This window comes from Nonomuraea sp. NPDC050227, assembly GCF_044459705.1.
GTDB lineage: Bacteria > Actinomycetota > Actinomycetes > Streptosporangiales > Streptosporangiaceae > Nonomuraea.
In genome coordinates this window covers 253,826-274,045 of record NZ_JBITJF010000006.1, presented here as the reverse complement: position 1 = coordinate 274,045, position 20,220 = coordinate 253,826, and the positions used below count along the sequence as shown (strand labels likewise).

Sequence of the window (20,220 nt, the reverse complement as noted above, 5' to 3'; positions counted from 1 at the left end):
CGTGAGCTGGGCAGACGAGCACACTGGCTGAAGTTCGAGGAATGGCATGGCAAGGTTCAGGTTTGATAGGCGGGGGTCCGTCGACAAGGGGGTTGGAAGGCGTTGCAGCTTCGGGGCTTTTCTCATTTCGCGTCTTTCGCGATGAAGTGTCACTTCGCGTCTTTCGCGACGAAAACCGCAATCACCTGCGCGGTGCTCGCCCTCCTGGCCGCCTGCTCGACGGCCGAGGGCACGCCCGCCCGGGTCGACACCAGCACGGCCGAGCTGGCCGGCGCGCCCTCCTGCGCGGTCACCGCCAGGCTCATCCCCTCCTGCGGCGCCTGGTGGGGCGTGGCGCCCGAGGTCTTCACCGGCGCTCCGGTGGCCGAGGCGCTGCGCGGGGCCGAGTCGCGCATGGGCGCCGGCGCGGACGTGCTGCACGTCTACCATCGCGGCAGCGAGCTGTTCCCGACCCCGCAGGAGATCGGCCTGGCCCGCGACCCGGGCCGGCCCCGGCTGCTCATGATCAACTGGAAGCCGTCGCTCGACCGCACCTGGGCCGACATCGCCGATGGCGCCCTCGACCGGCGGATCGACCGCCTGGCCGACCACCTCAGGCGCACCTTCCCCGAACGGTTCTTCCTCACCCTCCACCACGAGCCGGAGAACGACGTCGACGCCCGCTCGGGGTCGGGCATGCAGGCCGGCGACTACGCGGCGATGTTCCGGCACGTCGTGCTCAGGCTGCGCGAGCGCGGGGTGAAGAACGCCGTGACGGTGATGACGTACATGGGCGCGCCCAACTGGGCGGCCAAGCCCTGGTTCGAGGATCTCTACCCCGGTGACGACGTGGTCGACTGGGTGGCCATGGACCCGTACGCCGACGACCGGGTGCGCGACTTCGACGGGCTGGTGAACAAGACCCGCAAGGAGTACGGGAGCTGGCCGGGGTTCTACCGGTGGATGCAGGCCCGCTTCCCCGGCAAGCCGGTCATGGTGGCCGAGTGGGGGGTCTTCGAGCGGCCCGCCGACCGGGCCTTCAAACGGCGCTTCTTCGAGTCGGTGCTGAGACAGATCAAGCGGTATCCGCAGATCAAGGCGTTGCTGTACTTCGACTCGCCGCAGGCGCCGCGCGGCAACACGAGCTTCGACTCCGATCCGGGCGCGGCCCGCGCCTTCACCCAGCTCGCCCGCGACCGCTACTTCCGCTCGACCCGCGTGCCGCGGCCCTAACGCCGCGCTGCCTGGGGAGCCTCGACGGCCGCGGCCCCCTCGCCGCGCCGGGCCAGGCCGCCGGCGCGCAGCCGCCAGCCGGCGAAGGCGACCGCGCAGGCGGCGACGAGCAGCCAGACGGTGACGGCGTTGCCGACGTCCAGGAGCTTGAGCGCCGAGGCGAGCAGGACGATCGCCAGCAGGGCTCTGATCAGCCCGCCCGGGGCGCGTGAGGAGATCCGCGCGCCGAGGTAGACGCCGGGGATCGAGCCGATCAGCAGCGAGAGCGTGAGCTCCAGCTTGAAGTCGCCGAACATCAGGTGGCCGAGCGCGGCCGCCGCGACCAGGGGCACGGCCTGCACCAGGTCGGTGCCGACGAGCTGGTTGGCCTTGAGCGCCGGATAGAGCACGAGCAGGGCCACGATGATCAGCGAACCCGATCCCACGGAGGAGACGCCGACCACGAGCCCGCCTACCGTACCGACCAGTAGGGTCGGAATTGGGCGCACGACGATCTCATGGGCGTTCGACGAGCCGCCCCGCGCGCCGAGCCAGCCCTTGACCGCCATGCCGACGACGGCCAGCAGCAGCGCCACGCCCAGCGCGTACTTGACCGCGTCCGTCACGGCGAACGCGCGGGCCAGGAACACCCCGCAGAACGCGGCCGGCACCGACCCGGCGCACAACCAGCCGACCAGCCGCAGGTTGACCGTGCCCCGCCGCAGGTGGACGACGCTGCCGACCGGCTTCATGACGGCCGAGGCGACCAGGTCGCTGGAGACCGCGGCCAGCGGCGGCACGTTGAAGAACAACATCATCATCGGGGTCATCAGGGCCCCGCCGCCCATGCCGGTCAGGCCGACCACGATCGCGACGACGAAGGACCCGGCGACCAGTGCGAAGTCGATCAACGTACCCATCCTCCGGACTGCAGCGCCCCCAGGACCTGGGAGACGGCCGCCTCGATCGAGATGTGCGTGGTGTCGATCACCAGGTCGGCGTCGTCCGGCTCCTCGTAGGGGTCGGAGACGCCGGTGAACTCGGGGATCAGGCCGGCGCGGGCCTTGGCGTACAGGCCCTTACGGTCGCGCCGCTCGCACTCCGCCAGCGGCGTGGCGACGTGCACGAGCAGGAAGTCGGCCCCGACGGACTCGACCGTCTCGCGCACCTCCTCGCGGGTGGCGGCGTAGGGGGCGATGGGGGCGCAGATCGCCAGGCCGCCGTGGCGGGCGGCCTCGGCCGCGACGAAGCCGATGCGCCGGATGTTCAGGTCGCGGTCGGCCTTGGAGAAGGTCAGGCCCTTGGACAGCAGGTGGCGCACGACGTCGCCGTCGAGGTAGGTGACGGTGCGGGTGCCGAGCTCCAGCAGGGCGTCGCGCAGGCCGCGGGCGATGGTGGACTTGCCCGAGCCGGACAGGCCGGTGAAGAAGACGACCAGGCCGCGGCGGTGGGGCGGGCCGGGGAGCGTGACGGGCTCGGGGCCCGCGTAGTGCTCGGTGGCGCCGTAGGCGGTGGCGACGTGCTCGCGCAGTTCGAGGTCGATCTCCGGCTCCGCGCGCGGCGCCAGGGGGACCGGGACCACGAGGGTGCCCTCCGGCAGCTGCGTCTTGGCGCGCAGCGCGGCGCGGACGACGCCGGGGCCCGCCTCGCCGTACGACAGGGGGAGCAGCACGATCACCGCGTCGAGCTCCTTCGCGGTGGCGACGATCTCGGTGAGGTCGTCGAGCGGCCCGCGCATCGTGACGGCCAGCGCGGGCCGGCCGCCGAGCTCGGCCCTGACCTCGGCGGGCGTGCGGCGCAGCCGGGCGAACGGGCCGTGCTCGGGCGCGCCGAGCGCCTTGAGCGGACCCGAGGTCAGGCCGTCGGCCTCGCGCGCGGTCACGGTGAGCACGGCCAGCGGCAGGCCCTCGGGGTCGAGCAGCCGCACCTCGTCGCCGGGCGAGACCTCGGCGAGCAGGTGGAGGGTGACCGGCGCGGGCCAGGGGGTGCCGTCGGCGAGCGTGCCGCGCTCGTGCACGGCGTGCACGTCGTCGTGGCCCAGGAAGCCGGTCAGCGGCTCGAACGCCCCGGACAGCAGCAGCTCAAGGTCGGCCAGCTCGTGCGCGTCCGGGGTCCACTCCACGGTTCCGACATCCCAACTATTCCGATTGAATTGGTAGGAAAGGAGTCTAGTCGCTCGGACCGTCCTGTCGCTAGAGCAGCCGGGCGAAGTGATGCTGGGGCTTCCTGATCACCATCGTGATCTCGTCGTGGGAGGCGGGGTAACGCCCGCCGCTCAGTCGGTCGACCAGCGCGACGGCGGCGGAGCCGAGCCGGCCGGCGCGGGCCGGGCCGCTGACCCGGCGCTCGTCGTCGGTGATCATCAGCCCGCGGCTGAGACAGAACGCGTGCATGCCGTCGCTGGAGGCCAGCGGCTCGTAGACGACGGGCAGCGGGCCCGGCGTGCCGGGGGTGACCAGCGTGCGCCACAACGCCCGGCGCAGCCACGACGGCGTGAGACGGTCGAGCAGCCCGTAGGCCGACTTCCTGTCGCGCATCCGCAGCAGCACCAGGCCGCCCGGTCGCAGCGACTGGAGCAGGCGGTCGAACACCAGCTCGGCATGCTGGACGCGTTCGAGCAGGAACGACAGATGGATCACGTCGTAGGCGCGGTGCTGGAGTGGCACGCAGCGCAGGTCGCCGAGCGACCAGGCCACCAGGTCGGCGCGCTCCTCCACGACGTCTCTGATGACCGGGTGGTCCTCGTCGGCGCCCGTGGCCCTGGCCTCCAGCGGCTCCACGTCGAGCGGCTCGTCGTGGGCGCACCCCGCGACGAGTATGTCGAGCCGCCGGCTGTACCGCCCGGCCCAGTGCTCGCGGATCCGTTGACCGAAGAGGTCGCCTCGCTGGGCGACTGATCGCACCTCAGACATGTCACCTACAGTAATCAATCGAGCCGTCTCGGTTAGGCACTTCCCTGCTAGCGTCCTGCCCCGTGGACGGGCAGGTTTACGTGGGGAACGCCAATATCGACGCGGCCGGCGACCGGGGCTGGCTGCTCGGTCACTTCAAACCCTTCGGCGACCCAAGACACAGTGAAGAAGTCGAGATCAAGTGGGGCGTGCACCCGGCGGGCGACGAGCGCGCCCAGTGGGTCAGGGGCGAGGAGCGCACCGCCCTGCTCGTCCTGATCAGCGGCCGGTTCCGGGTGGAGCTGCCGGGGCGCGGCGTGCTGCTGACCGAGCCGGGCGACTACGTGGTCTGGGGCAAGGGCGTGGACCACTCGTGGGTCGCCGAGGAGGAGTCGGTGGTGCTCACCGTACGCTGGCCGTCGGTCCCCGGTTACCGGGTGCCGCACCCCGAGTAGGCTGGGTGGAGACCCCCGCGACCTGACCCGGCCGGGGGTAGTTGTGTTGCCGTCGTGGGGCTGTGGGCGTATCTGATGAGTCTTTCCGGACTGCTTGACCTTGTGGCCCTGGGGGCCGGGGCCGACCCGAAGCTGACCGCCGCGCTCGAAGAGGGCGGCGACGTCTCACTGATCGCGCCCTCGGCGTTGCGGCCGTTCGGCGTGGCCGCGCTGGCCGCGCACGATCAGCGCACCGTGCTGGCCGTCACCGCCACCGGCCGGGAGGCCGAGGACCTGGCGGCGGCGCTGACGAGCCTGCTCGAACCGAGCTCGGTCGCGGTGTTCCCGGCCTGGGAGACGCTGCCGCACGAGCGGCTCTCGCCGCGCAGCGACACCGTGGGCCAGCGCCTGGCCGTGCTGCGCAGGCTGGCGCACCCGGTCAAGGGCGACACCGCCGCCGGGCCGCTCGGCGTGGTGGTCGCCCCGGTCAGGGCGCTGCTCCAGCCGATCGTCAAGGGGCTCGGCGACCTGGAGCCGATCAGGCTGCGGGCCGGCGACGACGCCGATCTCGACGAGGTGGTCGAGCGCCTGGTCACCAACGGCTACCACCGGGTCGACATGGTGGAGAAGCGCGGCGAGGTGGCCGTGCGCGGCGGGCTGCTCGACGTGTTCCCGCCCACCGAGGAGCATCCGCTGCGGCTGGAGTTCTGGGGCGACACGGTCGAGGAGATCCGCTGGTTCAAGGTGGCCGACCAGCGCTCGCTGGAGGCGGCCGAGGACGGCCTGTTCGCGCCGCCGTGCCGCGAGCTGCTGCTGACCGGCGAGGTCAGGGCGCGGGCGCGGGAGCTGGCGCAGCAGCACCCGGCCCTCGCCGAGGTGCTCGACCAGCTCGCCGACGGCATTCCGGTCGAGGGCATGGAGGCGTTCGCGCCGGTGCTGGCGGGGGAGATGGACCTGCTGCTCGACCACCTGCCGGTCAGGTCGGCGGTGTTCGTGTGCGACCCCGAGCGCATCAGGGGCCGGGCAGAGGAGCTCGTACGCACCTCGCAGGAGTTCCTGGAGGCGTCCTGGATCAACGCGGCGGCCGGCGGCGAGGCGCCGATCGACCTGGGCGCGGCGGCCTTCCGCACGCTGGAGGAGATCCGCGGCCACGCCGACGCGCTGGGCCAGCCGTGGTGGACGATGGCGCCGTTCGGCAACGGCGTCGAGCTCGACGCCCATGACTCCGAGGCCTACCGGGGCGACACCGCCAAGGCGCTGGCCGACATCAAGGGCTGGCTGGCCGAGGACAAGGCGGTCGTGCTGCTCAGCGAGGGCCACGGGCCGGCCGAGCGCATGGTCGAGCTGCTCAAGGGCGTCGACGTGCCCGCGCGGTTGCAGCGTTTCCTGGACAAGGCGCCCGAGCCCAAGGTCGTGCACGTCTCGACCGGCCTGATCGAGCACGGGTTCATCACGCCGCGCCTGGCCGTGCTCACCCACCTCGACCTGGTGGGCCAGAAGGCGTCCACCAAGGACATGCGCCGGCTGCCCTCGCGCCGCCGCAACATGGTCGACCCGCTCCAGCTCAAGGTCGGCGACCACGTCGTGCACGAGCAGCACGGCGTCGGCCGCTACGTCGAGATGGTTCAGCGCACGGTCCAGGGCGCGACCCGCGAGTACCTGGTCATCGAGTACGCCAAGGGCGACCGCCTCTACGTGCCCACCGACCAGCTCGACGAGGTCACCCGCTACGTCGGCGGCGAGGCGCCCACGCTCAACCGCATGGGCGGCGCCGACTGGGCCAAGGCCAAGTCCAAGGCCAAGAAGGCGGTCAAGGAGATCGCCGGCGAGCTGATCAGGCTCTACTCGGCCCGCATGGCCTCGCCGGGCCACGCCTTCGGCGCCGACACGCCGTGGCAGCGGGAGATGGAGGACGCCTTCCCCTACGCCGAGACCGGCGACCAGCTGGAGGCCATCGACGAGGTCAAGCGCGACATGGAGCGCGGCGTCCCGATGGACCGGCTGATCTGCGGCGACGTCGGCTACGGCAAGACCGAGATCGCGGTGCGGGCGGCGTTCAAGGCGGTCCAGGACGGCAAGCAGGTGGCCGTGCTGGTGCCGACCACGCTGCTGGTGCAGCAGCACATGTCCACCTTCACCGAGCGGTTCTCCAGCTTCCCCGTCGCGATCAGGCCGATCTCGCGCTTCCAGACCGACGGCGAGGTCAAGGGCACGCTGGAGGGGCTGCGGTCGGGCGCGGTCGACGTCGTCATCGGCACCCACCGGCTGTTCAGCCCCGAGGTGCGCTTCAAGGACCTCGGGCTGATCATCATCGACGAGGAGCAGCGCTTCGGCGTCGAGCACAAGGAGGCCATGAAGCACCTGCGCACGCAGGTCGACGTGCTGGCCATGTCGGCCACGCCGATCCCGCGCACGCTGGAGATGGGCCTGACCGGCATCCGCGAGATGTCCACGATCCTCACGCCGCCGGAGGAGCGGCACCCGATCCTCACCTTTGTGGGGCCGTACGAGGAGAAGCAGATCGCGGCGGCGATCCGGCGCGAGCTGATGCGCGACGGCCAGATCTTCTTCGTGCACAACCGAGTGGCCTCGATCAACCGGGTGGCGGCGCGGCTGCGCGAGCTGGTCCCCGAGGCGCGCATCGCGGTCGCCCACGGCCAGATGAACGAGCACCAGCTCGAAAAGATCATGGTCGGCTTCTGGGAACGCGAGTACGACCTGCTCGTCTCCACCACGATCGTCGAGTCCGGCCTCGACGTGCCCAACGCCAACACGCTCATCGTCGACCGGGCCGACAACTACGGCCTGTCCCAGCTGCACCAGCTCAGGGGCCGGGTCGGGCGAGGCAGGGAACGCGGTTACGCGTACTTCCTCTACCCGCCGGAGAAGCCGCTGACGGAGACCGCGCACGAGCGCCTGGCCACCATCTCCCAGCACACCGAGATGGGCGCGGGCATGTACGTCGCGATGAAGGACCTGGAGATCCGCGGCGCGGGCAACGTGCTCGGCGCCGAGCAGTCGGGCTTCATCGCGGGCGTCGGCTTCGACCTCTACGTGCGCCTGATGGCCGAGGCCGTGCAGGAGCAGAAGGCGAAGCTGTCCGGGGCCGAGGTCCAGGAGGAGCAGCAGGACGTCAAGGTCGAGCTGCCCATCAACGCCCACATCCCGCACGACTACGTCACCTCCGAGCGGCTGCGGCTGGAGGCGTACAAGCGCATCGCGGCCATCGCCGCGCCGATCCACATCGACGAGGTCCGCGACGAGCTCACCGACCGCTACGGCAAGCCGCCGGTGGAGGTGGAGAACCTGCTGGAGGTGGCCCGCTTCCGGATCAAGGCGCGCTCGGCCGGGCTCACCGACGTCACGCTGCAGGGGCAGAACATCAAGTTCGGCCCGGCGCGGCTGCGGGAGTCGCAGCAGGTCAGGCTCGACCGGCTGTACAAGAAGGCGGTCTACAAGCAGGCGGCCGAGACGCTGCTCGTGCCGGTGCCCAAGACCAAGCCGCTGGGCGGGCAGCCGTTGCGCGACCTGGATCTGCTCAAATGGTGCGGCGACCTGGTCGAGGCGATGTTTCTTGAGCCCGCGCGGGTAAGCTAAGCGCGGTTTTTGTTCGGAAAGGGACGCATGTGAAGTCGATTCGAGTGGCTGTGGCCGCCGGTGCGGTAGGACTCGCCGCGCTGACCGCCTGCTCTTCGCCCATGGAGGCCGGAGCCGCGGCCGTGGTCGGGAGCGAGCGCATCTCGGCCCGCGACCTGACCAAGAACGTTCAGGAGTACGAGGCCGCACTCAAGCGCGCCAACGTCTCGGCCGAGCAGCTCGGGGTGCCCGTCACCCAGTTCGTGCTCTACCGGATGGCGAACGAGAGCGCGTTCAGGCAGCTCGCGGCCAAGCACAACGTGCAGGTCAGCGAGAGCGAGGTCGACAACGCGCTCAAGGACCCGGGCCAGTACCAGTCGCCCGAGATCAACCTGATCGCCAGGGGCGTCAGCCCGGCCGACGCGCGTGGCTACCTGCGCGCGGAGCTGGGCGCGGTCAAGGTGCGCAACCAGCTCGGCGGCGCCCAGGACCAGGCCGCGCAGGAGAAGTTCGTCAAGGAGCTGACGAGCATCAAGCCGGTCTACAGCCCGCGTTACGGCGAGTTCAGCCAGCAGGGCTTCGTCGATCCGGGCCGGTTCGGCAAGTCCTCCCAGCAGGCGCAGCAACAGCAGCAGGGCTAGCCCGATGCCGCTGATCGTCGTCACCACCTCGCCCAGGGTCGCGCCGGGCCTGCTGAGCGACCAGGCCTGGCAGGCGCTGCGCTCGGGGCCCGTGCTGACCGGCTCCGCCGGTCATCCGCAGCTCCCCTATCTGGCCGCCGCCGGGATCGAGGCGGAGGTCGTCGTGCCCGACGCGGTCGCGCTGTCCAGGCGGGCGGTGCGCGAGCGGGTGGTCTGGCTCGCCGGTGACGACGAGGACTTCATGCGCGCGATCGGGCGCGCGGCCATCGCGCTCGACGAGCCGCCGCTCATCGAGGTCGTGCCCGGTTCGTACGACCTGCCGGGGTCGCGGGTGCTCGACCTGGTCGCGGTGATGGACCGGCTGCGCACCGAATGCCCGTGGGACCGCAAGCAGACGCACGAGTCGCTGGTGCCGTACCTGCTGGAGGAGTCGTACGAGGTCCTGGAGACGATCGAGCAGGGCGACTACCCGGCGCTCCGCGAGGAGCTCGGCGACCTGCTGCTCCAGGTGGTCTTCCACGCCCGCGTGGCCGAGACGTTCGACATGGACGACGTCGCCGCCGGGATCGTCGAGAAGCTCGTCCGGCGGCACCCGCACGTGTTCGGATCGGTGCGGGCCGAGAGCGCGGACGAGGTCAACGACAACTGGGAGGCGATCAAGGCGGCCGAGCGGGCGGCCAAGGGCGGCGAGTCGTCGGTGCTCGACGGCGTCCCCATGGGCCAGCCCGCGCTCGCGCTGGCCGCCCAGCTGCTGCGCAGGGCCGAGCGGGCCGGTGCGCCCGAGGCGCTGGCGGCCGCGATCGGCCAGGGGGTGGCGCGCGAGCTGTTCGACCTCGTACGCCGGGCGCAGGAGGCCGGACTGGACCCCGAGGCCGAGCTGCGCGCCGCGGCCCGTGCCTACCGCGACCGCGTACGCGCGTGGGAGTCCAACGCCTGACCGCCCTGCTTGTCGGAAGAAGTCACCCAATGCCAGGATCCTCGGGGGCTTGAACCGGCGAGCCGAGGGGGACTGGTGGTGGAGCTGAGACCGCTGCGCTCGGGGGAGCCGCGGGAGGTGGCGGGCTACCGCCTGCTCGGCCGGCTGGGCGACGGCGGCCAGGGATCGGTGTTCCTCGGCCGCGACGCGGGCGGCGGCCACGCGGCCGTCAAGGTGCTGCATCCGCGCCTGCTGGGCGACGAGCGGGCCACCCGCCGGTTCCTGCGGGAGAGCACGACCGCCGCCAAGGTGGCGGGCGCGCGCACGGCGCGGATCTACGGCAGCGGGCTGGCCGAGGGGCGGCCGTACATCGTCAGCGAGTTCATCGACGGGCCGTCCCTGCACGACCTGGTCCTCGACGGCGGCCCGCTGACCGGCGGCGAGCTGGACCGGCTGGCGGCCGGCACGATCACGGCACTGACCGCCATCCACGGCGCGGGCATCGTGCACCGCGACTTCAAGCCGAGCAACGTGCTGATGGGCCAGGACGGCCCCCGCGTGATCGACTTCGGCATCGCCAAGGACCTGGACGTCTCCACCACGGCGAGCAGCGTCGTCGGCACGCCGGGGTACATGTCGCCGGAGCAGATCGCGGGGGAGAGCGCGACGGCCGCCTCCGACGTCTTCAGCTGGGCGGCCACCATCGGGTTCGCCGCCACGGGGGAGCCGCTGTTCGGCCGGGACTCGATCCCGGCCGTGCTGAACCGGATCCTGCACGCCGAGCCGGACCTGCGCGAGGTGCCCGAGCCGCTGCGCGCGGTGCTGGCGGCGTGCCTGGCCAAGGAGCCGCGGGCGCGGCCGTCGGCCGACGACGTGCTGGCGCGGCTGCTGGGCCGTACGGCGCCGCGCGGGCACGTCCGTGGGCATGTCCGTGGGGACGTCGGCGGGCACGTCAGTGGGCACGTCCGTGGGCGGGCGCGGCCCGGGGCGGGTGAGGTGCGGGAGGCGCCGTCCGGCGGGCGGCCGGTGACGCGGCGGAGGTGGGCCGCCGCCGGGGTCGGCGTGCTCGTCGTCGTGGGGGTGGTGGCCGGGGCGTTGTGGCGGAACGCCGGTCTGCCCTCCGGCGGCGGGGACGGCGGGCAGGCGGGGGCGTTCGGCGTCGAGCTCGGCCCCGAGTTCGGGCCCGAGCCGGGGGCCCAGGTGGCGGCGATGGCCATCGGTCACCACAAGGGCGCGCCCGTCGTCGTCTACGCCGAGCGGGCGGGCAACTCGATCGAGGTGTGGGACCCGCGTGCCGGCGAGCCGCTCGACCGGCTCGCGGACGCCGGCCCCACGCCGGTGCGCTCGCTGCTGCTGGTCCCGGTGGGCGGCCGGCAGACGGCGGTCTGGACGGGCACGGACGGGGCCGTGCGGCGCTGGCGCATCGGCGACGCCCGCCCCGGCACGTGGCACGCGGTGTGCCCGTCGGAGGCCCGCCTGGCGCCCGGCCAGTGGCGCAAGCAGCCCGCGGTCGTGATCGGCTGCCGCGACGGCCGGGTCGTGACGCTCGACCTGGCCTCCAACCGCGTCGTCGCCAGCACCAGGGCCGCCGCCGGCCCGGTCACCGCCCTGGCCTGGGACGAGGCCGGCGGCAAGGCCCTCGTCGGCACCGGCCGGGGCCTGGTGGGCGCGGCCGGCGGGCTGCTCGGCGAGGGCAAGGGCGAGGTGCGCTCGGTCGCCGCGTTCGGCGACGGCCACGCCGCCGTCACCACGGGCCGCTCGACCGCCGTGTACGACCTGGCCAGCGGCGCCTTCGTACGCGGCTTCAGCACGGGCGCGGCGGGCGCCGGCGTCACGGCCGCGGGCGGCCGCCGGATGATCGCCGGGGGCGGCGACGGGGTCACCGTCTGGAACGCCGACCGCGGCGAGCGGCTGGGCGGCCTCGCGCCGGGCAGGAAGATCACCGCCCTGGCGGTGGGCGACGGGCTGCTGGTCGCCGCGACCGGCGGCCGCCTCCAGGCCTGGAGCCTGTCCCCGGCCAGCTGACCCACGACGGGCCCGAGGCTCGGTGGCCGGACCGTGCCGTACCGGTGGGCCGGGGTACCGATAGGCTCTGATGGCATATTGCCTTTCGATTTAGGAGCGCAACCCGTGGCTACCATCGAGGTCGTTTACGCTCGCGAGATCCTCGACTCCCGGGGCAACCCCACGGTCGAGGTCGAGGTCGTGCTCGACGACGGCAGCAGCGGCCGCGCCGCCGTGCCGAGCGGGGCGTCCACCGGCCAGTTCGAGGCGGTCGAGCTGCGTGACGGCGGCAAGCGCTATGGCGGCAAGGGCGTGGAGAAGGCCGTGCTCGCCGTGACCGACGAGATCTTCGAGGAGATCAACGGGGTCGAGGCCGAGGACCAGCGCATCATCGACCAGATCATGATCGACCTCGACCGCACGCCCAACAAGGCCAAGCTGGGCGCCAACGCCATCCTGGGCGTCTCGCTCGCCGTCGCCAAGGCCGCGGCCGACAGCGCCGACCTGCCCCTGTTCCGCTACGTCGGCGGCCCCAACGCCCACGTGCTGCCGGTGCCGATGATGAACATCCTCAACGGCGGCGCGCACGCCGACACCAACGTCGACATCCAGGAGTTCATGATCGCGCCGATCGGGGCGGAGACGTTCCGCGAGGCCGTGCGCATGGGCACCGAGGTCTACCACGCGCTCAAGGGCGTGCTGAAGGAGAAGGGCTACGCGACGGGCCTGGGCGACGAGGGCGGCTTCGCCCCCAACCTGCCCTCCAACCGCGACGCCCTCGACCTGATCCTGGTCGCGATCGAGCGGGCCGGCTACGTGCCGGGCGAGGACGTGGCGCTGGCCCTCGACGTGGCCGCCTCCGAGTTCCACAAGGACGGCGTCTACACGATCGACGGCAAGGGCGTCTCGGCGCAGGAGCTCATCGCCTTCTACGCGGACCTGGTCGCCAACTACCCGCTCGTCTCCATCGAGGACCCCCTCGACGAGGAGGACTGGGAGGGCTGGAAGGCCATCACGGAGGCCCTCGGCGACAAGGTGCAGCTGGTCGGCGACGACCTGTTCGTCACCAACCCCGAGCGGCTGGCGCGCGGCATCGACGAGGGCACCGCCAACGCCCTGCTGGTCAAGGTCAACCAGATCGGCACGCTGTCGGAGACCCTCGACGCCGTCGACCTGGCCCACCGCAACGGCTACCGGTGCATGATGAGCCACCGTTCCGGCGAGACCGAGGACACCACGATCGCCGACCTGGCGGTGGCGGTCAACTGCGGCCAGATCAAGACCGGCGCCCCGGCGCGGTCCGACCGCGTGGCCAAGTACAACCAGTTGCTGCGCATCGAGGAGCTTCTCGACGACGCCGCCCGCTACGCGGGTCGCGCGGCTTTTCCGCGGTTCCGGCGCTAGTTTCGACTGACGGTCCGCGGCCTGGGAAGGTCTGACGGCCGCGGGCCGTACGTCGAAGGGGGTGTGCAGCATTGGCGAAGAGGCCGCAGCTGACCGGGCGGGCCGCCATCCTCGCGGTCGTGGTGTGCGCGATCGCGATGAGCCTGGCCTACCCTGTGCGCGAGTACATCAGCCTGCGCCGCAGCATCGCCGAGCTGCAGGCGGAGAAGGCCAGGGTCGAGGCCGAGCGGCAGACGCTGCTGGCCCGCGACCGGCAGAGCGACGATCCCAACTGGATCAAGCGCACCGCCAAGGAGCGGCTGCACTTCTGCGGCCCCGGCGAGAAGTGCTATGTGGTGATGGAGCCCGAGCAGGGCAAGGAGCAGACGGCCGTGAAGCAGCCCGTCGAGGTGCCGCCGTGGTACCAGACGCTGTGGGAGTCGGTGGAGGCCGCCGACAAGGGCACGGGCCGCAGAGCGGTGGAGAGCAGCAGTGGAAAGTGACGACGTCGAGGCGGTCCAGCGGCAGCTCGGCCGGCCGCCCAGAGGGCTGCGCGGGGTGGCACACCGCTGCCCGTGCGGCAATCCCGACGTGGTGGAGACCGCGCCGCGGCTGCCCGACGGGTCGCCGTTCCCGACCCTGTACTACCTGACCTGCCCCAAGGCCGCCTCGGCCATCGGCACGCTCGAAGGCTCCGGCCTGATGCGCGAGATGCAGGCCAGGCTGGCGAGCGACCCCGACCTGGCGGCCGCCTACCAGGCCGCGCACGACGACTACGTCGCCAGGCGCGACAAGGCGGCCCACGACGAGGGCATGGAGCCGCTGCCCCGCGACATGCAGAGCACCGGCGGCATGCCGCTGCGGGTGAAGTGCCTGCACGCCCTGGTGGCGCACGAGCTGGCGGTGCCGGGGAGCAACCCGTTCGGCAGGGAGGCGCTCGACGCGCTCCCCGACTGGTGGAGTGACGGACCATGCGTGTAGCCGCCATCGACTGCGGCACCAACTCGGTGCGCCTGCTCATCGCCGACGTCCGCGACGACACGCTGCACGACGTCGAGCGGCGGATGGAGATCGTCCGTCTGGGGCAGGGGGTCGACCGCACCGGCATGCTGGCGCCCGACGCGCTGGAGCGCACGTTCAAGGCGATGCGTTCCTACCGGGAGCTGATCGACCGGCACGGCGCGGTCGCGACCAGGGTGGTGGCCACGAGCGCGACCCGCGACGCGGGCAACCGGCAGGAGTTCGCCGACGGCGTCCGCGAGATCTTCGGCGTGACGCCCGAGGTCGTGACGGGGGCGGAGGAGGCCGAGCTGTCGTTCAGGGGGGCGACCAGGGGTCTGCTGCGCATCTCGCCGGAGACCGAGGTGCCGCAGGGCCCGCTGCCCCCCTACCTGGTGGTGGACATCGGCGGCGGTTCCACGGAGTTCGTGGTCGGCTCCGAGCACGCCGAGGCCGCGCTGTCGGTGAACATCGGCTGCGTCCGGCTGACCGAACGCCACCTGAGGGACGCCGGCGACCCGCCGCCGGCCCCGGCGCTGGAGGCCGTCGTCGCCGACATCGAGGCGGCCCTCGACCGGGTCGAGGAGGCGGTGCCCGTCGAGCGGGCGCACACGCTGGTCGGCCTGGCAGGCTCGGTGACCACGATCGCGGGCATCGCCCTCGACCTGCCGGCCTACGACTCCGAGCGCATCCACCACTCCAGGATCACCGCCGAAGAGGTTCACGAGGTGACGCGGCGGCTGCTGGCGATGACCCATGGTGATCGCGCGCGGGTTCCGGTGATGCATCCTGGGCGGGTTGACGTGATTGGCGCTGGTGCGCTAATTCTTGACCGGATCGTGCGTCGTTTTGCGTTTTCGCAGGTCGTCGTCAGCGAACACGACATCTTGGATGGAATCGCCTGGTCTCTCGCCGGCTGAGTTAGCCAAATCCGGACATTTCCGATCTATGACCCGTGTTGAGCGTGCAATCACTATTGTGATTAGGTAAAGGCGCAAAACGGGGGCTTTGCCATATTGCTGTGCACGGAAGGTGACGGCGTGGCGACCGTTCCCGAGCGCGTCTTTTCCCTCACGGAATGGAGCACTCTCACATGATGTCTGTTGGGTTGGCACGTAAGGCGGCGGCGTTCGGCGCCTCCGCCGCCGTGCTGGCCGCCATGGCAGCGGGCCTGGTAGCCAGCCCCGCTCAGGCGGCGACCTCGGCCGCGGCCGGCACGGCCACCGCGGCCAAGTCCTCCAAGTCTGGCAAGGTCTCGGTCACCACGCCGAAGGTCTCGTCGAAGGACTACCAGGGTTCCTGTCCGGTCAACCTCCGCTTCTCGTCCAGGATCTCGGTCCCGGTCAAGGGCAAGACCGAGCTCGCCTACCGTTGGCTCCACGGTGACGGGTCCAAGGGCAAGGTCCAGGTTGTCAAGCTCAAGGGCCACGGCACCAAGTCGGTCACCGTCAAGGAGTCGGTGACCTTCAAGGGTGACGTCAAGGGCTGGGAGGCCGTCCAGGTCCTCGGTCCGAAGAAGGCCACGTCCAAGAAGGGCTACTTCTCGGTCAGCTGTGCCGACCAGGGTGGCAAGAATGACGGGGACGACCTTTCGGGTGTCCGTACGGACAAGGACGTGTCGGTCTCGGCTCGCGCCTGGGCCAGCCCGTCGTCCTACGAGGGCGCCTGCACCCCGGGTGACAAGATCGACTTCACCGGTCTGATCAGCGTCAACCACCCGACCTGGGTCCGCTACCGCTGGATCCTGAACGGTGAGGTCGCCGACCACGGCAAGGTCAAGGTCTGGAACAAGCGTAAGGTCGGCTTCGGCATCTCCCCGCGTCACAGCCAGCGTGGCTGGGCGCAGCTGGAGATCGTCGGCCCCGACGACGCCCTGTCCAACCGCGCCTACTACAAGGTGTGGTGCAAGGACTCGACCCCCGCTCCCGCTGTCAAGGTGTCGGCCACCAACCTGGTGACGGCCACCAACCACAACGGCTGCAAGGTCGGCGCGCACGCCACGGTCAGCGCGACCGGCGCCGCGCGCGTCCGGTACACCTGGGCGGTCAACGGCCAGTCCCTGTCCCCGAGCGAGATCTTCTTCTCGGGCAGCGGCTCCAAGACCGTCGAGCTCTCCGAGCAGGCGCTGACCGGCGAGGCCGCCAAGGGTGGCAAGATCACCCTGACGGTCACCGGCCCGAACAACAACGACTCGATCACGCAGTCGTACGCGGCGTGCGAGGCTCCCAAGCCCACCGCGTCCGTGTCGGCCGTGTCGGTCTCGGGCACCCGCAACGACATGTGCAAGGACAACCGTGGTCCCGGCGTGGACTTCTCGGCCACCCTGCACAGCACCGGCCCGACCACCGTCAAGTACTACTGGGTGGTCGACGGCGTCAAGGACGTCAACGTCCTTGAGCGTCAGGTCAACGGCGACCTCGCCGTGACCTGGGGCGTCGGTGGCACGCACAACAGCAAGGAGACGAAGGGCACCATCGAGCTCGTCGTCGTCAGCCCCAACGCCGCCTCCTCGGGCGTCGCCAACTACTCGGCGACCTGCCCCAAGACCGACGCCTAAGCTGACCATGTGACCGGGCGGCACCCTTCCGGGAGCCGCCCGGTTCTCTTGTTGCCACTACTGTGCATTGCACAGTACTCTGCTACGCGTGGATAGCAGCCAATTGCTCAAGGGCGTGCTCGACCTGGCCGTGCTGGCCGTGCTCGCCGAGCGCGACGGCTACGGCTACGACGTCGTGCGCCGGCTCAGGGAGGCGGGCCTGGAAGAGGTGGGCGACGCCTCCGTCTACGGCACGCTGCGCCGCCTGTTCAAGGCCGGCGCGCTCAACTCCTACGTCGTGGCCTCCGACGAGGGCCCCCACCGCAAGTACTACGGGCTCAACGAGGTCGGCCGCACCCTGTACGCCACCTCAGCCAAGCGGTGGGCGTCGTTCGCGGCCACCATGGATTCCCTGCTCAAGGAGGGCCACGCATGACCACGCCGGAACAGTACGCGCAGGCCGTCCGCGACGCCCTGGCCGGTCACCCCGACCGCGAGGAGCTGATCGAGGACCTCGACGACCATCTCGCCGAGATCGCGGCCGAGTCCGACCTGCCGCTGGAGGATCGGCTCGGGCCGCCCGCCGCGTACGCGGAGGAGCTGGTGGCCGCCTACGGAGGGCGTCCCCAGAGCGGGCGGAGTCGCCGTCCGCGGCCCCGCGCGTGGGCGGCGCGGGCGCATGCCGGGCTGCTGCGGCACAAGCCGTACCGGAGCTTCGTGGGCTTCCTGCCCGAGCTGCGGCCCGGCTGGTGGGTGCTGCGCGGCTACCTGCTGGCCATGCTGCTGCTGGCGATCACGGCGCGCGGCGGCGTCGTCCCGGCGAACCCGGCGGAGTGGGCGCTCGTGGCGGTGGCCGTGTGGGTCTCGGTGTGGTTCGGCCGGGCCCGCGGCGGGCGCTTCGCCGCGCTGCTGGCCACGGGCGTCAACGTGCTGGCGGGGCTGGCGCTGCTCGCCGGCATGGCGACGGTCTCCGACCGGGACGACCAGCCGGTCGCGATGGCGGCGCCGGCCGACGTGATGCTGGTCGGCGGCGGCCTCGACGTCTACAACATCAAGCCGTACGCCAAGGACGGCAGCCCGCTGACCGACGTCTACCTCTACGACCAGGACGGCAAACCGATCACGGTCAGCCCCGAGGACCACGGGTACATGGTCGACCGGTCCTGCGGCGAGCCGGTGCTCAACCGCTACCCGCTGCCGCTGGTCCAGCAGCAGGACATGATGGCCGACAACGGCATGCCCACGGCCGCGCCCCCCGCGTGCCCGACGGCCTCCACGGCGCCCCTGGCCCCGTCGGCGACGCCCGCGCCGACCGCCACCGCCACCGCCACCACACCCGTGCCCGAGAAGACGAGGTGATCGGGCACCATCGGTGTCATGAGCTTCGTACCACCCGGCACCGGCTGGCCCGGCGATCCCGCCACCCCTGACACCCCGGTGGCCCATGACCCCGCGGACGTGCGCCGCCTCGCCTCCACCGCCGGCACCCTCGCGGAGCTCACGGCCGCGCAGTCCGTCTGCCGCGCCTGCCCGCGTCTGGTGGAGTGGCGCGAGGAAGTGGCGCGCGTGCGGCGGCGCGCGTTCGCGGACGAGACGTACTGGGGCCGTCCCGTCCCCGGGTGGGGGGCCGAGCGGCCGAAGGTGCTGCTGGTCGGCCTGGCGCCGGCGGCCCACGGGGGCAACAGGACGGGCCGCATCTTCACCGGCGACCGCAGCGGCGACTGGCTGTTCGCCTCGCTCCACCGCTGCGGCCTGGCGGCCAAGGAGACCAGCACGTACGCCGGCGACGGCCAGGAGCTCATCGACACCAGGGTGCTGGCGTCGGTGCGCTGCGCGCCTCCGGCCAACAAGCCCACGCCGGAGGAGAAGGCCGCCTGCTTCCCGTGGATGGCGCGGGAGGTGGCGATGGTGGCGGAGAGCGTACGGGCGGTGGTGGCGCTCGGCGGGTTCGCCTGGCAGGCCATGTGGCCCGCGCTCAAGGACGCCGGCTACGAGCTGCCGCGCACCCGCCCCCGCTTCGGCCACGGCGTCGAGGTCGAGGTCCGGCACGACGCCGCCCCCGTCACCCTGATCGGCTGCTACCACCCCAGCCAGCAGAACACCTTCACCGGCCGCGTCACCGCCCAGATGCTGGACGACGTCTTCCTCCGGGCCAGGTCACTGGCGGTGTGACGCGTCCCACCATCCCCGGGTTGGACTCTCCGGAAGGGCCCGACGTAAGCTTGTGAATGCTTTCACAAGCATTCCACGAGGGATGGGGCCTCAGGATGAACAAGCACATCTTGATCGTCGGCGGCGGTTACGTCGGCCTGTACACCGCGCTCAGACTGCAGCGCAAGCTCCACCGCGAGCTGCGCGGCGGCGAGGCGCGCATCACGATCATCGACCCCCAGTCCTACATGACCTACCAGCCGTTCCTCCCGGAGGCGGCGGCGGGCAACCTCTCGCCCAGGCACATGGTGGCCCCGCTGCGCCGGATCCTCCCCAAGGTGCGCATACTCAACGGCACGGTCACCAAGGTCGACCACGCCGAGCGCGTCGTCACCTTCCAGCCCGCCGAGGGCGAGCCGCGCCAGGTGGCCTACGACGTGATCGTGATGGCCGCCGGGTCGATCTCGCGTACGTTGCCGATCCCCGGGCTGACCGACATCGGCATCGGGTTCAAGACCGTCGGCGAGGCCATCGCGCTGCGCAACCGCGTGCTGCACCTGCTCGACGTGGCAGAGTCGACCGTCGATCCCGAGGTGCGGCGCAGGGCGCTCACGTTCGTGGTGGTCGGAGCCGGCTTCGCGGGCGTGGAGGCGCTGGCCGAGCTGGAGGACATGGCCAAGGACTCCACCCGCTACTACCGCAACATCACCCCGGCCGACCTGCGCTGGGTCCTCGTCGAGGCCACGAACCGGGTGCTGCCCGAGGTCGGCCCCGAGATGGGCAAGTGGACGCTGGAGCAGCTGCGCGAACGCGGCATCGAGGTCAAGCTGGACACCAGGCTGGAGTCGTGCGAGGGCGGCCACGTCGTGCTCAGCGACGGCACCGAGTTCGACGCCGAGACCCTGGTGTGGACGGCTGGCGTCAAGCCGAGCCCGGTCGTCAACGACAGCGACCTGCCCCTGGACGAGCGGGGCCGGATCAAGACCACCGCCGCCCTGACCGTCGCCGGCACCCGTGACGCCTTCGCCGCCGGCGACGCGGCCGGGGTGCCCGACGTGACGAACCCGGGCCAGTACTGCGCCCCCAACGCCCAGCACGCCGTGCGCCAGGCCAAGGTGCTGGCCGACAACATCGTCCGGCACCTGCGGGGCGAGCAACTGGTCGATTACCGCCACAAGTATGTCGGATCGGTCGCCGGGCTGGGCCTGCATCAGGGCGTCGCCAATGTCTATGGCGTCAAGCTGCGCGGTTTCCCTGCGTGGTTCATGCACCGCACCTACCATCTGTCGCGGGTGCCGACGCTGAACCGCAAGGTCCGTGTCGTCGTCGACTGGACCCTGGCCCTGTTCTTCAAGCGAGAGACCATCTCGCTGGGTGAGATGGAGCATCCGCGCGACGGGTTCAGGGCCGCGGTGGCGACGACCCGCCGCTAGCCCAGGTACGGCAGCGCCCCGGCGAGCATCGCCGGGGCGTTTTCGGCACCCGTGGACGCAATGCG

The 20,220-nt window shown here is 71.6% G+C and carries 17 protein-coding genes and 1 pseudogene; 15 read left to right on the top strand and 3 right to left on the bottom strand.

Going from position 1 to position 20,220, the window contains the following annotated elements:
• Positions 1-192: 192 nt before the first annotated feature.
• Positions 193-1,212, top strand: coding sequence for a glycoside hydrolase family 26 protein (locus ACIBK9_RS24785; protein WP_397161387.1), 1,020 nt, complete (start codon positions 193-195; stop codon positions 1,210-1,212).
• Here the strand turns inward: ACIBK9_RS24785 and ACIBK9_RS24780 are convergent.
• The 3 genes from ACIBK9_RS24780 to ACIBK9_RS24770 form a co-directional block, all read right to left on the bottom strand.
• Positions 1,209-2,102, bottom strand: a complete 894-nt coding sequence (locus tag ACIBK9_RS24780; protein WP_397161385.1) for a sulfite exporter TauE/SafE family protein — start codon at positions 2,100-2,102, stop codon at positions 1,209-1,211. The two genes, ACIBK9_RS24785 and ACIBK9_RS24780, sit on opposite strands and share 4 nt — an antisense overlap.
• Positions 2,099-3,313, bottom strand: a complete 1,215-nt coding sequence (gene cysC / locus ACIBK9_RS24775; RefSeq protein ID WP_397161383.1) for an adenylyl-sulfate kinase — start codon at positions 3,311-3,313, stop codon at positions 2,099-2,101. Before cysC ends, ACIBK9_RS24780 begins: the two co-directional genes overlap by 4 nt.
• 70 nt (positions 3,314-3,383) lie before the next feature.
• Positions 3,384-4,103, bottom strand: coding sequence for a methyltransferase domain-containing protein (locus tag ACIBK9_RS24770; protein WP_358294524.1), 720 nt, complete (start codon positions 4,101-4,103; stop codon positions 3,384-3,386).
• A gap of 62 nt (positions 4,104-4,165) precedes the next feature.
• Here ACIBK9_RS24770 and ACIBK9_RS24765 point away from each other — a divergent pair, with 62 nt between their 5' ends.
• The 14 genes and pseudogenes from ACIBK9_RS24765 (at position 4,166) to ACIBK9_RS24700 (ending at position 20,155) form a co-directional block, all read left to right on the top strand.
• Positions 4,166-4,537, top strand: coding sequence for a signal peptidase I (locus ACIBK9_RS24765; RefSeq protein ID WP_358294522.1), 372 nt, complete (start codon positions 4,166-4,168; stop codon positions 4,535-4,537).
• Positions 4,538-4,612: 75 nt separating this feature from the next.
• On the top strand, positions 4,613-8,113 hold the full coding sequence (gene mfd, locus ACIBK9_RS24760; protein WP_397161380.1) for a transcription-repair coupling factor: 3,501 nt from the start codon (positions 4,613-4,615) through the stop codon (positions 8,111-8,113).
• A gap of 23 nt (positions 8,114-8,136) precedes the next feature.
• Positions 8,137-8,733 (top strand): annotated as a pseudogene (locus ACIBK9_RS24755) (SurA N-terminal domain-containing protein); the annotation flags it as partial.
• A gap of 4 nt (positions 8,734-8,737) precedes the next feature.
• Complete coding sequence (locus tag ACIBK9_RS24750; RefSeq protein WP_352353011.1) at positions 8,738-9,670, top strand: MazG family protein; 933 nt, start codon at positions 8,738-8,740, stop codon at positions 9,668-9,670.
• Positions 9,671-9,745: 75 nt separating this feature from the next.
• The gene (locus tag ACIBK9_RS24745; protein ID WP_397161378.1) at positions 9,746-11,674 is read left to right on the top strand and encodes a protein kinase; all 1,929 of its coding nucleotides are present in this window, start codon (positions 9,746-9,748) and stop codon (positions 11,672-11,674) included.
• 105 nt (positions 11,675-11,779) lie between these two features.
• On the top strand, positions 11,780-13,057 hold the full coding sequence (gene eno / locus ACIBK9_RS24740) for a phosphopyruvate hydratase (RefSeq protein WP_358294516.1): 1,278 nt from the start codon (positions 11,780-11,782) through the stop codon (positions 13,055-13,057).
• Between the two features lie 71 nt (positions 13,058-13,128).
• Positions 13,129-13,539, top strand: a complete 411-nt coding sequence (locus ACIBK9_RS24735) for a septum formation initiator family protein (RefSeq protein ID WP_352323568.1) — start codon at positions 13,129-13,131, stop codon at positions 13,537-13,539.
• Complete coding sequence (locus ACIBK9_RS24730; protein ID WP_352323567.1) at positions 13,529-14,017, top strand: DUF501 domain-containing protein; 489 nt, start codon at positions 13,529-13,531, stop codon at positions 14,015-14,017. Before ACIBK9_RS24735 ends, ACIBK9_RS24730 begins: the two co-directional genes overlap by 11 nt.
• Positions 14,008-14,955 (top strand): exopolyphosphatase, encoded by a 948-nt coding sequence (locus ACIBK9_RS24725; RefSeq protein WP_397161375.1) that lies wholly within the window; start codon positions 14,008-14,010, stop codon positions 14,953-14,955. Before ACIBK9_RS24730 ends, ACIBK9_RS24725 begins: the two co-directional genes overlap by 10 nt.
• A gap of 188 nt (positions 14,956-15,143) precedes the next feature.
• Positions 15,144-16,592: a hypothetical protein gene (locus ACIBK9_RS24720; RefSeq protein WP_397161373.1), complete on the top strand. Its 1,449-nt coding sequence runs from the start codon at positions 15,144-15,146 to the stop codon at positions 16,590-16,592.
• A gap of 88 nt (positions 16,593-16,680) precedes the next feature.
• On the top strand, positions 16,681-17,007 hold the full coding sequence (locus ACIBK9_RS24715; RefSeq protein WP_352323564.1) for a PadR family transcriptional regulator: 327 nt from the start codon (positions 16,681-16,683) through the stop codon (positions 17,005-17,007).
• Complete coding sequence (locus tag ACIBK9_RS24710) at positions 17,004-17,930, top strand: hypothetical protein (RefSeq protein WP_397161371.1); 927 nt, start codon at positions 17,004-17,006, stop codon at positions 17,928-17,930. The genes ACIBK9_RS24715 and ACIBK9_RS24710 overlap by 4 nt, the downstream gene beginning before the upstream one ends.
• 18 nt (positions 17,931-17,948) lie before the next feature.
• Positions 17,949-18,743: a uracil-DNA glycosylase gene (locus tag ACIBK9_RS24705; RefSeq protein WP_397161369.1), complete on the top strand. Its 795-nt coding sequence runs from the start codon at positions 17,949-17,951 to the stop codon at positions 18,741-18,743.
• 95 nt (positions 18,744-18,838) lie between these two features.
• The gene (locus tag ACIBK9_RS24700) at positions 18,839-20,155 is read left to right on the top strand and encodes an NAD(P)/FAD-dependent oxidoreductase (protein ID WP_364337717.1); all 1,317 of its coding nucleotides are present in this window, start codon (positions 18,839-18,841) and stop codon (positions 20,153-20,155) included.
• Positions 20,156-20,220 lie beyond the last annotated feature (65 nt).

Bases quoted from the DNA above. Each gene is read 5' to 3' on its own strand.
- ACIBK9_RS24770 (WP_358294524.1), bottom strand. From the start codon at position 4,103: ATGTCTGAGGTGCGATCAGTCGCCCAGCGAGGCGACCTCTTCGGTCAA.
- mfd (WP_397161380.1), top strand. From the start codon at position 4,613: ATGAGTCTTTCCGGACTGCTTGACCTTGTGGCCCTGGGGGCCGGGGCC.
- ACIBK9_RS24750 (WP_352353011.1), top strand. From the start codon at position 8,738: ATGCCGCTGATCGTCGTCACCACCTCGCCCAGGGTCGCGCCGGGCCTG.
- ACIBK9_RS24725 (WP_397161375.1), top strand. From the start codon at position 14,008: ATGCGTGTAGCCGCCATCGACTGCGGCACCAACTCGGTGCGCCTGCTC.
- ACIBK9_RS24710 (WP_397161371.1), top strand. From the start codon at position 17,004: ATGACCACGCCGGAACAGTACGCGCAGGCCGTCCGCGACGCCCTGGCC.
- ACIBK9_RS24705 (WP_397161369.1), top strand. From the start codon at position 17,949: ATGAGCTTCGTACCACCCGGCACCGGCTGGCCCGGCGATCCCGCCACC.
- ACIBK9_RS24700 (WP_364337717.1), top strand. From the start codon at position 18,839: ATGAACAAGCACATCTTGATCGTCGGCGGCGGTTACGTCGGCCTGTAC.